We start from the raw sequence: 13,855 nt of genomic DNA, 5'->3' as shown, positions 1-13,855 counted from the left end.
ATAAGTATGATTTGTCGATTCGGCAAATATAAATCGGTAAAATTTAAATATTCTCATCAAAATATGTTTGAATATTCCGAAACTGTTATTGCTATAAATAACCAAAAGAAAAAGCACAGTCTGTAAAGATAAGATTCTATCATTTCATTTTTAAAAATTATTTCTTTAAAAGACCAATAATTCTACTAATTTTATAGGAAACTAAATAATTCTCTACATTTCTCTCTATCTCTACTTCCTTCTAAAAGCGAATATATTTGAAGTAATTCAAAATAACCTTAGTGCCCCACTATTTTTATTTGATATCTAAGTGACTTTTTTTAAAAGCCGCAGCAACTATATAATGTATTGTATCAGATACATAATTGTTATATCTGTAATCTGAATAGCTACTTTCTCTTAGATAATCAATTAAGCGAATTAAGTCTCCATCGAAAAAATCTTTGAGATGTTTTCGTTGATATCATTTCAATATTAATAAGATTATTGGTTAAATCTTTTCCTACTGTTGGTTTAGTTTTTCTTCTAAAGTCAACAAATCAATCTTTATATCTTTAAATTCATTAGATAAACTTTAAATAATTTGATTTCTGATTTATACAATTTATGAAAATACTCTATAGCTTTTAATTGTTCGATATTATCCACAGCGCTCTCAAAAGAGTCTTTCCTAACCCTATTGTCATACACATGTGAACTCGCTATTAAAAGATTTTATAAGCATAATCAATATTATATTCACTAATTATTTTTAACAAATTGAAATACCCATCATTTTCAATTTTATTTTTGCGCAATTCATCCGTTATTTCCAATAAAGTACTACAATATTTTTTTACTATATTTGAAGGTACCAATTTTTATTTATCAGCTATTCGAAGCTTTCTAAAACAATTTCATCTAAAAGATAATCCTTTCTTTGATTCATTCTTATTAAAGCATTTTCTATACCTAAATTTAATGTCTCATAACGCTTTTCAATATCTAAATCACTTAACAAAATGAAATAATAAATACGAATCTTAAAGCCCTATCCTTCATTTCACATATGCTAACCATTGCTTTTGTTAAAATACTTGCTGTATTTTATCTGTAAATATGAATGATACAATTTCAGCTTTATCCAACGCTTGATATTCATATCTTCTTTATATAGTAATGCATCCGTGTATTGCCCTTCTTTCATTAATTGCTTTGCTTCTATTTTTAATTTTTCATTCTTCATGTATTTAAATAGTGTTTTTGAAGGAAGTAATGACCATACATGCTTCGTCTGGACATATGTTCGTTCATGATTAACCTGGTATAAATAATCATCCACCACATATTGCATTAAATTATACCCACTTGCGGTCACATAGTAGCTTGAAGCCCCTGCTCGCAAATTCATTTCAAATAGCTTGTATTTCCCGTCCCTTGCATCATATTTCATATCAAAATTAGCAAAGCCCGTATAGCCGATGTCCTCTAAAAAATGCCGAATGGATTCCATTAGCTGTTCATCATAATCGGTCATAACAGCTAAAGAAATACCTTTGTTTTGTGGAGATGGATCTTCGAGTAGCTTGTTGCTAAGACACATTAATTTTACTTTTCGATCTCTTCCTACATATACATCTAGAACACGGATATAGGAATCGTCGCCTGGAATAAATTCTTGAACGATTAAGGTGTCTTGATAGCTAGAACGATAAATACAGCCAATGATGTGCTGCATCTCATCTGCATCGTGCACTAGATATATTTTTTTCTTTTCAGGAAAGGAACAGTTCGTATAGGCCACGGTATTGGAGGGTTTAATAATAATGGGATACTGGATTGGAATTTCTCTATTTGAATGATGTTCCTTTGTTATAATGATGGTTTTGGGGTATTTTAACTGATATTTATCACAAAGCCTGTAGAACTTCTCCTTTGTTTGCACCCTATTTAGTAAAGCCTGATCAATGTAAGGTAAAATAAAGTACTTTTCAAGCTGCTCTTTATTTTCAATGATAAGCTCTGCATAGTAGCAGTCACAAACTAATAAAATCAATTTCTTTTGTTGGCACTGCATGGCCAATCCCACTAGCGCTTGTACAAAACGGGTAGGATCATCTAAATGTTCAACGTATTGAAAATCCAGAATACCGCTATTCTGCGTGGCAATTCCCTGTGAGCCTTTCAAAAGGAGTGAGCGCATCGTCCTCCCTTTTTTTACTGGCTCAATGACAAGACTTTTCATGCGGTAGGCTGCATAAAATGAGCGTGCTACCCCGTATGCATGCTGACCCGATTGTATAATAATAGGTAAAAAGGGTTGTTCTTTAATAGATGTCAATCTGAATCGCCTCACATTATAAAAATGAATTTAATCATTTGTATGCGAGTAAAATTGTACTTATGTAATACGAATAAAAGGCACTACATTGAAGCTTTAGTGCCCTTTACTCAACCTATAACGTCATCATTTTTTTCACTCTCTGTTCAAAGGAGGCAATAGCTTGAACGCCATAACCCTTTAGCAGCTCTGTATTGGCAAATGTATATTTACCTAAATCATCTGGGAAATGTGCATCAGAGGATACAGTAAAAGCAACTCCATGCTCAAGTAAGGTTTGTAAAAAACGAGGACCCGGGCACATTTCCTGTACAGGGTAACGATAATACAGCCCGGCATTGATTTCAGTGGCGGTTTCAGTAGACGTTAGTGCCTTTGCAATACGTTTATACCAAACTTCAAGAAACGCACGATCCTCCACCTGATAATTAAATACTTTAAAATTATCTAAATGGGCAACAAAATCAAACATATTGGAAAGAATCATTTTCTCTACTACTTTAAAAAAACGCTCATAATTTTGTTGTAAAGAGGGTTGATCCATTTGCTCAAAAAGATACTTTGTTTGTGGATTATCAAAGCCCCACCCATCAACAAAATGAACAGAACCAATTACATAATCCCAAGGATAACCTGCTAGCAAAGCAGTTAATTCCTCCTCACCACCAACAAAATAATCTGCCTCTATACCAAGTCTCAGTGTAATGCCATGTTGACGCCATTTTTCCTTTGCCTGCTGAATGGTCGTCACAAAAGCATCCATATTTTCTGTCATCACACGATCCAGCCAATAGCGCTGAATTTGTCCAATTTTACTTTCATCCAGCCTCATAAATCGCTCAAAATAGGCACGCGTTTCTTGAAAACGATATAAGTGATCGACAATCCCCACCTCACGTAAGCCAAGCTGCTTTGCCTGTTCGAGATATAAATCCAACCATTCCTCACTATAACAGCCATTTTTCACACGCCTTGCTAGCCGCTGTAAATGACAAGTTATTTGTTGTTTGGAGCCTTTTTCCGTTTCATCATTCGAATGAAAAAACTCCAGTGCCTGCGATGTACGCTCTAGCCAGCGAAATGAATAAGGTCCCTCTTCTAAATGTACATGATAATCAATTGTCATCCACTCTTCCCTCCATTACATATCGTCCATTTTTCCTCATACGCCTGCCATTCTAATGGACAAGTGCTTTCGCAAAGAATTTCTGTACATTCATCAAGATGACAGATTTGAAAAAATGATTTGCCATTAATTTTAGATGCATCGGCTAATAAATAACTCACTTTGCTATGCTTGAGCATTTTCTTTGAAATAAGAGATTCATCCAAATCGTAATCATAAACAATGCCCTCACTCATGCCACCACACGATAAAAAGGCCTTATCAAAATTCATATTATCTAGCATTTCTAACGTCATAGCACCTGCAACAGAAGATTGTTTTGGATTCGCCGTACCTCCTAGTAATATAACCTTGCCTGTCATGCGTCGTTCTTCTATGGCTAAATTAAATTGAATAGCTGCTGCAATTGAATTCGTTACAACCGTTATATCTTCCACAGCTAGTAAAAAATCGGCTATATGTACTGTTGTAGTACCTGTATCTACTGCAATAGTATCGCCGTCGCAAATGCGTTTTGCAGCAATACGAGCAATTTGTCTCTTTGCGTCCTTGTGCATTTGTAGCTTGCGTAAAAATACCGGTTCATTACGTACATTCGTATATTTAATAGCCCCGCCATGAACTCTTGATAATAAATGCTGTTGTTCTAATTCATCAAAGTCTCGGCGAATTGTTTCTGGTGCTACCTGAAGGGCATCGGCAATATTGGCAACAATAATTTTCCCTTCAGAATCTAATTGTTTTAAAATAAATTCAAATCTTTCCAGTTTAGCGTAAGTCATGATAGCGCAATCACATCTTCTTGTGCGACATAACACTTATAGGATTTTCCCATTTCAATCGAATACCCTTGTTGATGCAGTTGTTCCATTGTAAACGCCATTTCTCCTTCAAACGTAGTACGAATAATATTGCCGCTCATTAATGATTGTTTGGCAACCCCAAAGAGACATAAGTCCCCATCTCGTTGATCGAGATGTAACGCCTCAGGTCGTATAGCAAATTTCGTGGCTTGCTCTATTAAAGATGCTCCAAGCATTTTTTCTAAAGTTTGGCGTGGAAAAACATTATAATGACCGATAAAATTAGCAATAAATTCATTATTTGGTTTCGTATAGATTTCCGTTGGCGTACCATTTTGGGCAATGCTGCCATTATTCATGACAAATATTCTATCCGAAACAGCCATTGCCTCTTCCTGATCATGTGTAACTAGAATCATTGTCATATTTAATTTTCGCTGAATTGCTCGTAAATCTGCTTGAAGTTTTTTGCGAATTTGAGCATCGAGCGCACTAAGCGGCTCATCTAATAACAGTACTTTAGGTCGGACAATTAATGCACGGGCTAGAGCAACACGCTGCTGTTGACCTCCCGATAATTCTTTCGGGTACGCATTAGCTTTCTCACTTAGATGAACAAGCGCTAGCATTTCATGAACACGCTGCTCTATATCTGCCTTATTAACTTTTTGCATACGCAAACCAAAAGCAACATTTTCGAGCACAGTCATATTAGGAAAAAGTGCATAGGATTGAAAGACCATACCCACTTGACGATCCTTCGGTTGTACGCCACTCATATTTTTTCCTTCAATCAAAATCTTACCTGCCGATGCATCTGTTAAGCCTGCAACAATACGCAAAATCGTACTCTTTCCACAGCCACTAGGACCTAATAGTGTGATAAATTCTCCTTTTTGAATTTCCATATGAATATTGGTTAAAACAGATACTTGTCCATATTTTTTATGAAGCCCTTCAATAACAAGATAACTCATAGATTTGTAGCACCTTTCGATCGTTTCGTTACGATAGCAATGACGAATGTTAAAAGACCCATTAGCACGAGATAGATGAAAACAACAGCACTAGCAATATGTCCACTTGTGCTAAGCTTTTTCATTAAATAAATTTGAACGGTTTCAAAGCGAGAACCTACAACAAGATTAATTAAGACAAACTCACCAAATAAGACAGAGAAGGATAATAATGCCCCTGCAAATAAGCCTGGATAAACGGTAGGCAGTAAAATTTTTGTGAATGCCTGCCTTTTGGATGCGCCTAGTAATTGAGCGGCATCAAGTAGCTGCCTCGCATCTATATTTCTTAAACTATTTCGTGTACCTTGATAGATATAAGGAAGAATTCCCACAACATAGGCACCTAAAACAACAAATATCATCGGTATACCTATTTGGCTATAAACGCGTATAAGCCCTACAGCTAAAATGATTCCTGGAAAAGAATACACCATCACCACTGCCATCTGTATCCATTTTTCATATCTTGGAAAGTATAGGACGATGACGAAAATGGCTGGCACAATGACAAGGAGTGCAATGCTAACTGCCCCCCCTGCTAAAAATACTGAACGACCAAATGCCTGAATAAAATCGGTATCCTGAAACAATGTGGAAAGCCATTTTAGTGTGAGTCCTTCTGGCAATATCGTTTTATTCCATTTTGTTGCAAACGCATAGAGCATTGTTGCTAACACAGGTAATAGTAAATATCCCACGAGCAGAAGGAAAAAGAAATCAGCCAAACCACGCTTTTTCATTTTACTTTCCTCCTTGTTTTAGAGATGCTCCACTCACTGATCAGCATGGCCGTCACCATTGTCACTGCTAATATAACTGCAATGGCACTGGCTAGCTCTGGCTGAGCAAAAATATCACCTTTTATTAAGGAGCCGATACGAATCGCCACTAAATTATAATTACTACTTGTTAATGCATAAGCAGAAGCATACGCACCCATAGCATTGGCGAACAATACACTAAAGGTTCCCACAATTCCTGGGAGCATAACAGGGAGACCAATTTTCATCCAAAACTGCCAGCTAGATGCACCAAGAAGGGCTGCCGCCTCCTTCCACTGTTGCTGAATTCCATCATAAATGGGATATAGCAGCATTAGTGATAATGGCAGCTGAAAGTAAATGTAAATAAGTAACAAACCGCTCCAACTGTATAATGAAAAGGATGTCAACGCCTCAATATCCCATTTGTCAAATAACAATGTAAATAAACCACTATTGCCAAGTAAAACGATAAAAGCAAATGCTAGCGGAATACCTGAAAAATTGGAGGTTAAGTTAGTAAGTATTAAAATCTTCTCCCGTACTGGCTCTGAAAACTTCATCATGGCATAAACTGCAAACAAGGTGATAAGTAACGCAATCATAGCTGAGATAACAGATAAAGTAATACTATTTTTAAAACCTTGAAGAATGTAGTCGTTCGTAAAAATTGATTCATACTGCTTCAGAGTAAAGCCCTCACTATTTTGAAAGCTTGTAATGAGCATATATAGGAGCGGTACTAAGAAAAACAGTAATAGTAATACAAGAAAAGGTGAAAGCCAAGCAATGGATTGCCGCTTCGATATCAACACACTCACTTCTTTCTATAAATGACTTGCGGCTCATGGGGATAATAGCCGCTCCTTATAATAAGAGCGACTACTATTATTTAAACCTCTTTTGCTGTAAACACACCTTCTAACAGGAGTGGTACCATATCTTCAGCAGGCTTGATATTTAATAAATGACAGCACAGTGGTGCAACTTGTAATTGAGAAATAATGCCTTCTTTTATGCCAGCCTTTACAGCATCTGAAATGACAAATAGCGGGACATGACGATCCTCATGTGTGGTACCGCCATGATTACCATCTCTTGTCATGCCATGATCAGCCGTAACGATAACCTCATAGCCCAGCGCCATACACTTTGGAATAAACAAGGATAGTAAAGCATCCATCGCTAAAACTCGATTGCGATATTGAGCAGAATCTGCCGTAAATTTGTGACCATCATCATCAACATTCATGGGATGAATATACAGGAAATCAGGCTGCTTTTGAGCCATTAACCATGCTGCATCGGCAAATACATGACTATCTGGATAATGATCCTCAAAATAGAACATACCATTGTCAATTGGTAAATGTGTATCGAGTTGTAGCCTGTCCTCCATATGATTAAATGGCGCTCTATTATAAAGCTCACTCACCCAATAATAGGCGGAGGCTGCTGTAGTTAAACCATGCTCCTTTGCGATATGAAAGATACTTTGCCCTTTCGATAAACGCACTGTCATATTGCTGGTAACGCCATGTACAATAGGGGGTGTACCTGTTAAAATCGTCTCATACAATGGTCTTGATAAAGAAGGCACCTCTGAGCAAACCTTATAGCGAGCAGCTACCTGACGCTCGACTAAATGGTGCAAGAACCCCATATGTGTGCAGGCTGTGTCAAAGCGCAAGGCATCGATAACAATGAGAACCACTTTGTTATTTTGCATGGATTAACACCTGCTCTTGATAGAGTTGAGGGATTTGCTTTGTTGTATCTTCCCATTTCTTTTGGTCTTTAACAGGTTGTGCATTCGTATACATATCAGCAGGTAATAGTAAATCTTTTACATCCTGTGGTAATTTCACTCCGTCCCGAATTGGACGCGCATAGCCTTTTGCTAAATTTTCTTGACCTGCATCAGATAAAATATATTCACGTGCTAGCATGGCAGCATGTGGGTTTTTGGCATATTTATTAATTACCGTTGCATAACCAGAAGTGACAGATCCCTCCTTAGGTATCACTACATCAAAGCGGTCCTCATCAATTTGATGACGATAACCTAATGCATTAAAGTCCCATAAGATCGCAACATCTATTTCACCTTTTTCTAGGTTTGCTACTGATGGATCTCCCTGTAGACGTCCTTGCTTCGCTAATTCAGCAAAGAAATCTATACCTGGCTGGATGTTGGACTCATCTCCACCAAATGCCATAGCCGCTGCTAAGATGGCAAACTGTGCTTGGTTAGCTGTTAATGCATCCCCAATACTTACTGTGTAATCTCCATTTTTTAGGTCTTCCCATGATGTTGGAGCATTCTTCACATTATTTTTATCTGTCAAAAAAGAAATGGTTCCTGTATAGCCAACAATCCAGTGTCCTTCATCATCTTTAGCCCAATCAGGTATTTCATCCCAATAAGACGTTTTGTATGGTAATGTTAAGCCCTTGTCCTTAGCGATTGGTCCAAAAGCAATCCCGACATCTCCAATATCTGCCGTAGCATCATCCTTCTCTGCTTCAAACTTCGCTAACTCCTCTGCACTCGACATGTCCGTATCCTTGTGTTTGATGCTATATTCAGTCCCGAGTTCCTCCCAGGTTTCTACCCAGTTCGCCCATGTATCTGGCATACCGACAGAATTAACAGTGCCCTCTTCCTTTGCTTTTTCTGTAATGTCCTCAAGCGATAAATCCTTGTTTACCTCATTTGCACTAGATGAACTGTCAGAACAAGCTGCCAACATGGAAATAGCTAATGCACCAATTAGACCTTTTTTCCACAGTTTTTGAATTGCCATGTGTTGGACCCTCCATTTGTTTTGCTTTATTTTTATTTGCTTACAAACGTTATGTTATAAAACAAACATTAAGCAAGTATGGAGGTGTTAAGAATATTTAGTAAAAATTATTGAGGAATTATAAATATCTATGAATTTAATGAATAAATGAAGTAGGCTTGTAAAGCTAGCGGGGGAAGATAAGAAGAATCTAAGTATGTGTACGTTTGCTTTACAGACGTACACATACTTAGATTATTTGGAGAGACCTAAAAAATCAGCATATGTATGCGGCTCATTTTCCTTGAGAATTGTTAAAAATGTAAATGCCAATTGCACAACTGACCACCATCTCATATTGTAGGACATTTCAAAACGAGAGGGCTCTAATGAAAAGACATCTTGAAAAATATCTAACGGTTCTATTTGCTCATCCTTTAAAATGGATAGAAAGCCAAGAAATAACGTATGATCTTTAACCTCAATCAATTTGTCCTCTACAAGAGCATCAATATTTTCAGGGTGTTGAAAATTACATTGTGTAGCTACATAACGTTCTAAATCCTGAGCACGCTTTCGGTCTTCACGTTCCTTTTTTTTTGCAATAAAATCAATGACGTTATTCACGTACATCGCCTCTTTTTTTCTTTTATTGTAGCATTTTTTTAAAGAATATTCCCTGCACCGCCCCCTACAATTTTTACATGAAACCTTTAATTGTGCTTTTACTCGCGGTTGATCGCTAAATACTAGTGAATCCAATAAAAAAAAGACATCTTATAATTAAGACGTCGCAATAGTGACTATCACTTTTCCTCCTCCCGTTATGGAATTATTAGCCAACGTTAGTGTTCCACCATGTTTTTGAATGATGGACTCGGCAATATAAAGACCCATGCCATGATGATTTGCTGTATTTCTACTTGGATCTCCCCGATAAAATTGCTTTGTGGCTTCCTTTACATCTTGCGGTGAAAAACCAGCACCACTATCTATTACAGTAAAATGAATAACATCTGCCTCTCCCTGAACAGATAAAGTGACTTTGCTATTATATGGCGTGTGCTCTATAGCATTGACAATCAAATTTAATAAAGCCCGATAAAAAAGCTCCTCCTCGATCATAAAGACATCAGGCAGTTTATCCTTTTCTACACTAACTTCAATATTTTTTTCTAAAGCAAGTGCCTTCATTTGCTGTTCTAGCTGTTGAATAAATGAAGCCAGCTCTACAGTTGTTTTTACACCACCAACACTTTGCTCCATATTGGAAATATCTAATAATTGCTTTGTGAATTTTTCAATTTCTAGTGTATTTTTTAATATATAAGTGTTGTATTCTTTTTGTACTTCATCTTGAACAGTATCCAATAAAAGTTCCGCATTTCCTCGAATAATCGTAAGAGGTGTTTTCAAATCATGGGCAAGGGCAGAAATTTGTTCTCTGCGCGCGCGCTCTGCTTGCCATTGTTGTGTCAATGAAGTATTTAATGCTTCCTTCATCTGCTCAAAAGAAAGTGCAATATCATCAATTTCTCGAATCCCAGATGGTTTTAAATGAAAATCTAAATTTTGATGTTGGATTTTTTCAATGGCTTCTTGTAAGCCCATCATTTTTCGTTTAAGTCTTCTGCCGAAATGCACAGCAAGCACCGTTGCCTGTATGATAACGCCTATAATAAACAATAGTAAAACCGTTAATTGAGGATTAGGTAAATATTTTCTCATAACAGGTGTGCGATACTCAGGGACTAAACCATAGCGTAAAATGCACACTTCCTGTTCTCGCTCAACGAATGCATAAAATCGAGCATTACTTTTCGTCTCTCCCTTCTGCTTTAAACGCCATGCATGGGAAGCCTCTTTTTCTGTTAAAGTACCAGAAAGAAATTCACCCTTATTAGAAATCACTGCGTAGTCTACAAGATCAGGGATCATCTCGTCCGTTACTGAGCTGCTTGTAGCAATTCTGTCTTTTGCTAAAGTGATTTGTGTCTCTGCATAATTTGCAGGTAAAATAATATTAGCTGAAAAGGCAAACATAAATAGACCTATTAATAGTGCAACTAAAATAATGATGCCAATGCAAAGAAAAAATAAATATCTCAAGAAAAATGTATGCAGATGTGTTCCTTTCCTCGGTTTTACGGTTTCCACTTATAGCCAATCCCCCAAACCGTATCAATGACTTCTATATCAAATGCATGTAGCTTTGAACGAATATTTTTAATGTGCTCTGTTATCGCTGTACTGTCACTTTTGCCATCAAATCCAAAAATTGTTTCGTATATCTGCTCTTTTGAGAAAACCTGACCACGATGCCGTGCTAAAAATTCACATATTTCATACTCACTTTTAGTTAGCAGGACGCGCTCATTCTGAACAAACAGTTCTTTACCAGAAAGATTAAAGTGAACTTTATCGCTATAAAGGATGTTCCGCTTTTCTCTGCTTTCCCTTCGGATATGCGCATTCACCCTTGCCCGTAGCTCTCCAATGCCAAACGGTTTAATCAAATAATCATCTGCGCCTAGGCCTAAACCATACATCACATCTTCTTCTAAGGATTTAGCTGTAAGAAAAAGAATAGGACAATCTACAGCATGCCTAATTTGCCCACACAATGTAAAGCCATCCATAATAGGCATCATCACATCAAGCAAAATTAAATCAAAGGAACCTAAATCCATCTTGCCTACTTCTGTCGGTTTAGACACAATGGTTACCAAGTGATCATCTTTATAAAGTGCATTTTTTATCAGCATTAAAATATCCACTTCATCATCCACTACTAATATATTTGCCATAATTCACCCTCTAATTTTCAGATGCTCTACCTTCCCATCTCCAAAACCATAAACAAGACAGCGTAAAAGTCAATAGGATACCCCCTAAGCACGCCATTATGCCCGTCTGGATACTTGTTTCGAGCAATGTTAAATTTGTTCCTGTCGATGATAAAATCCATAAAGAAACAAAATGACCGCTCCATCCATAAGGTAAAAAGGGCCAAATACGATCCCCTAAGCCTGTAAGCAATAGGGCGACCAGCAGAGCTTCTACAATACCTAAACCAATCGAAGCGCCTTTACCAAATTGGAAGCTTACAAACAAATGTAACATATAGAAAATCACATGACTGCCGAATAGAATACAAGCAGCCATACTATAAAATGAATAGCCCAAATCTACTTCATGTAATAGTTCTCTAAAGCCAAAACTAAAAATAGCTATAGATAGAAAGATGGCTCCAATGCTAAACAATAATAATAAGATAAGCTTGCTCATATATGTCTTTATTTTTATGTTTGTTGTAGCTAGCATACCTTGGAAACGACCAGCGTTTGCTTCCTGCTCAGATGCCATAGCACATACTAATCCTATTATAATTGGTAGTCCACAAGCCAGCCCCTGAAAATAGGCAGTTACTTTTCCTTGAAAATTCCATGGCGAATAGGAGTAGTAGGCTAAAAATAGCCCAGAAATAGCAAGGGGGACAAGTATATGTGTCAGCAAAAAAGGTGTTCGTTTTGTTTTAAGGCATTCCACTCTTAATAATCGTAACATGTCCATCCGCTATTTCGCCTCCCTTTTTGTGAACCACTTCGCCGTAAGAAAGCTAATCATCATAAACCAAGCTAATGCTATCAGTAAGCCTGGAAGTATAACGCCTTTATCCAATAAAGGACTACCTTGTGGTACTAATAGACCATTTGGTAATATGCCAAGTGTCGAACATAACAAACGAGGACCAATCGCAAATGGATAGTAATACCACATTTCCCCATCTGCAAAGGCAACAATCCCTACGATATTGGCTACTACATTGAGTAAGATGGTCAAATAGGTACCTAGTTTAGCTGCTAAGAAAAGACATAAAGGTATTTGCCACAAAAACGTCAGGAAAATAACAAAAGTACTTAGTAAACTGCTGGCTATTGGTAAACTATGACCAAATAGCAAGCCTCCAGCCGTAATTCCTCCAAAGAAAATAATCGTAATCAGAAAAAGCCATATGCTTGATGTTACTATTTTTCCTAGCCAAATCCTTTTAAGATCAAGTGGTAAGGCAAGAATACTATGGTATTTTATTTTTTTATCCTTTTCGATCACTAAGGCACAGCAAATCGTCAGTGCACCTGGCAGAAGCATCGTATACCACCAGTTATAAGCTCCTGTTTGAAAATATTCACCTCCCATAAGTACAGCGCTTATAAGTAAGGTTATAAGTGGCGTAAGCCAAAGTAATTTGGGAATAAAAGTTCGCTTCCATTTTAATTGTTCCGCTTTCATAATGGCTATCATGCTAGTAACCCACCTTTCTATTGGTGGCAACAACCTGCATGAATAGTGATTCTAATTCCTGACCTTGCGGTGCTGGTCCCTGATAGCCAAGCTTGCCATTAGCAATAATGCCAATGTCATCCACAACCTGTTCCACCTCTGACAAAATATGACTAGATAAAATCACAGTGATGCCTTGCTCTGGAAATGAGCGAATAAGCTGACGAAGCTCCTGTATACCAATAGGATCAAGTCCATTTGTAGGTTCATCTAAAATTAACAGCTTTGGCTTGTTTAGCAGCGCAATCGCTATACCTAATCGTTGCTTCATTCCTAAGGAAAACTGCCCCGCCCGTTTTTTTCCTGTATTCGTTAAATCTACAATTTTTAATACTTCTTCAATACGACTTTGCGGTAGACCTAATGCTATCGTGCGAACTTGTAAATTTTCCGTTGCTGTTAAATTATCATACAGGGGAGGTGTTTCAATTAACACGCCGATGTCCTGTAAATCATTTCGTGTCCATGTATGTCCATTAAAAATGATATTCCCAGCATCTGGTCGTAACATACCTGTCATCATCTTTAATGTTGTGGATTTCCCCGCTCCGTTTGGTCCAAGTAAACCGTAGACCGTATTACGTTGGACTTCTAACGCTACATTATCCACAATTTTTTGCCCTTTAAACGACTTATTAAGATTTTCTGTCTTTAATATCAAGTCTTTCATCATTAGTCATCATCCTTTCGATGACC

15 protein-coding genes are annotated in these 13,855 nt (G+C 37.2%); all 15 read right to left on the bottom strand.

Translation table 11 applies throughout. The features are described from left to right. Positions 1-871 precede the first annotated feature (871 nt). The 15 genes from NYE73_RS05670 to NYE73_RS05600 all read right to left on the bottom strand — a co-directional run bounded on the left by NYE73_RS05670 (position 872) and on the right by NYE73_RS05600 (position 13,829). Positions 872-1,000, bottom strand: coding sequence for a hypothetical protein (locus NYE73_RS05670; protein WP_255409654.1), 129 nt, complete (start codon positions 998-1,000; stop codon positions 872-874). Between the two features lie 51 nt (positions 1,001-1,051). Continuing rightward, entirely contained in the window at positions 1,052-2,320 is a 1,269-nt protein-coding gene (locus NYE73_RS05665; RefSeq protein ID WP_259950905.1) for a carboxylate--amine ligase, read from the bottom strand. 115 nt (positions 2,321-2,435) lie between these two features. Beyond that, positions 2,436-3,446 carry a histidinol phosphate phosphatase domain-containing protein gene (locus tag NYE73_RS05660; RefSeq protein WP_103117603.1) on the bottom strand — a complete coding sequence of 337 codons (1,011 nt, stop codon included), beginning with the start codon at positions 3,444-3,446 and terminating at the stop codon, positions 2,436-2,438. Then, complete coding sequence (locus NYE73_RS05655; protein ID WP_048391482.1) at positions 3,443-4,228, bottom strand: DeoR/GlpR family DNA-binding transcription regulator; 786 nt, start codon at positions 4,226-4,228, stop codon at positions 3,443-3,445. Before NYE73_RS05655 ends, NYE73_RS05660 begins: the two co-directional genes overlap by 4 nt. After that, a complete protein-coding gene (locus NYE73_RS05650; protein ID WP_066036564.1) occupies positions 4,225-5,226 on the bottom strand; it encodes an ABC transporter ATP-binding protein in 1,002 nt (333 codons plus the stop codon). The genes NYE73_RS05655 and NYE73_RS05650 overlap by 4 nt, the downstream gene beginning before the upstream one ends. Further along, positions 5,223-6,008, bottom strand: a complete 786-nt coding sequence (locus NYE73_RS05645) for an ABC transporter permease (protein WP_048391486.1) — start codon at positions 6,006-6,008, stop codon at positions 5,223-5,225. Before NYE73_RS05645 ends, NYE73_RS05650 begins: the two co-directional genes overlap by 4 nt. Then, the gene (locus NYE73_RS05640; protein WP_181574653.1) at positions 6,005-6,850 is read right to left on the bottom strand and encodes an ABC transporter permease; all 846 of its coding nucleotides are present in this window, start codon (positions 6,848-6,850) and stop codon (positions 6,005-6,007) included. The genes NYE73_RS05645 and NYE73_RS05640 overlap by 4 nt, the downstream gene beginning before the upstream one ends. Positions 6,851-6,921: 71 nt before the next feature. Further along, on the bottom strand, positions 6,922-7,758 hold the full coding sequence (locus NYE73_RS05635) for an alkaline phosphatase family protein (protein ID WP_066036562.1): 837 nt from the start codon (positions 7,756-7,758) through the stop codon (positions 6,922-6,924). Beyond that, a complete protein-coding gene (locus NYE73_RS05630; protein WP_066036561.1) occupies positions 7,748-8,836 on the bottom strand; it encodes an ABC transporter substrate-binding protein in 1,089 nt (362 codons plus the stop codon). The genes NYE73_RS05635 and NYE73_RS05630 overlap by 11 nt, the downstream gene beginning before the upstream one ends. A gap of 234 nt (positions 8,837-9,070) precedes the next feature. Then, a complete protein-coding gene (locus tag NYE73_RS05625; RefSeq protein ID WP_227744978.1) occupies positions 9,071-9,448 on the bottom strand; it encodes an ELKS/Rab6-interacting/CAST family protein in 378 nt (125 codons plus the stop codon). A gap of 150 nt (positions 9,449-9,598) precedes the next feature. Beyond that, positions 9,599-10,924 (bottom strand): sensor histidine kinase, encoded by a 1,326-nt coding sequence (locus NYE73_RS05620; protein WP_259955577.1) that lies wholly within the window; start codon positions 10,922-10,924, stop codon positions 9,599-9,601. Positions 10,925-10,959: 35 nt separating this feature from the next. Next, positions 10,960-11,622, bottom strand: coding sequence for a response regulator transcription factor (locus NYE73_RS05615; RefSeq protein WP_066036559.1), 663 nt, complete (start codon positions 11,620-11,622; stop codon positions 10,960-10,962). Between the two features lie 10 nt (positions 11,623-11,632). Further along, the gene (locus NYE73_RS05610; RefSeq protein WP_048391499.1) at positions 11,633-12,388 is read right to left on the bottom strand and encodes a lantibiotic immunity ABC transporter MutG family permease subunit; all 756 of its coding nucleotides are present in this window, start codon (positions 12,386-12,388) and stop codon (positions 11,633-11,635) included. 3 nt (positions 12,389-12,391) lie between these two features. Then, the gene (locus NYE73_RS05605) at positions 12,392-13,120 is read right to left on the bottom strand and encodes a lantibiotic immunity ABC transporter MutE/EpiE family permease subunit (protein WP_048391501.1); all 729 of its coding nucleotides are present in this window, start codon (positions 13,118-13,120) and stop codon (positions 12,392-12,394) included. 1 nt (position 13,121) lies between these two features. Beyond that, the gene (locus NYE73_RS05600; RefSeq protein ID WP_054550951.1) at positions 13,122-13,829 is read right to left on the bottom strand and encodes a lantibiotic protection ABC transporter ATP-binding protein; all 708 of its coding nucleotides are present in this window, start codon (positions 13,827-13,829) and stop codon (positions 13,122-13,124) included. Between the last annotated feature and the right edge of the window lie 26 nt (positions 13,830-13,855).

The organism is Lysinibacillus sp. FSL K6-0102 (genome assembly GCF_038003545.1).
Taxonomy (GTDB): Bacteria; Bacillota; Bacilli; order Bacillales_A; family Planococcaceae; genus Lysinibacillus; species Lysinibacillus capsici.
This window is presented reverse-complemented; position numbering and strand designations above follow the sequence as displayed.

Coding starts and splice junctions, on each gene's coding strand:
- NYE73_RS05635 (WP_066036562.1), bottom strand. CDS start 7,758: ATGCAAAATAACAAAGTGGTTCTCATTGTTATCGATGCCTTGCGCTTT.
- NYE73_RS05615 (WP_066036559.1), bottom strand. CDS start 11,622: ATGGCAAATATATTAGTAGTGGATGATGAAGTGGATATTTTAATGCTG.
- NYE73_RS05630 (WP_066036561.1), bottom strand. CDS start 8,836: ATGGCAATTCAAAAACTGTGGAAAAAAGGTCTAATTGGTGCATTAGCT.
- NYE73_RS05625 (WP_227744978.1), bottom strand. CDS start 9,448: ATGTACGTGAATAACGTCATTGATTTTATTGCAAAAAAAAAGGAACGT.
- NYE73_RS05645 (WP_048391486.1), bottom strand. CDS start 6,008: ATGAAAAAGCGTGGTTTGGCTGATTTCTTTTTCCTTCTGCTCGTGGGA.
- NYE73_RS05655 (WP_048391482.1), bottom strand. CDS start 4,228: ATGACTTACGCTAAACTGGAAAGATTTGAATTTATTTTAAAACAATTA.
- NYE73_RS05650 (WP_066036564.1), bottom strand. CDS start 5,226: ATGAGTTATCTTGTTATTGAAGGGCTTCATAAAAAATATGGACAAGTA.
- NYE73_RS05600 (WP_054550951.1), bottom strand. CDS start 13,829: ATGAAAGACTTGATATTAAAGACAGAAAATCTTAATAAGTCGTTTAAA.
- NYE73_RS05660 (WP_103117603.1), bottom strand. CDS start 3,446: ATGACAATTGATTATCATGTACATTTAGAAGAGGGACCTTATTCATTT.
- NYE73_RS05610 (WP_048391499.1), bottom strand. CDS start 12,388: ATGGACATGTTACGATTATTAAGAGTGGAATGCCTTAAAACAAAACGA.
- NYE73_RS05605 (WP_048391501.1), bottom strand. CDS start 13,120: ATGATAGCCATTATGAAAGCGGAACAATTAAAATGGAAGCGAACTTTT.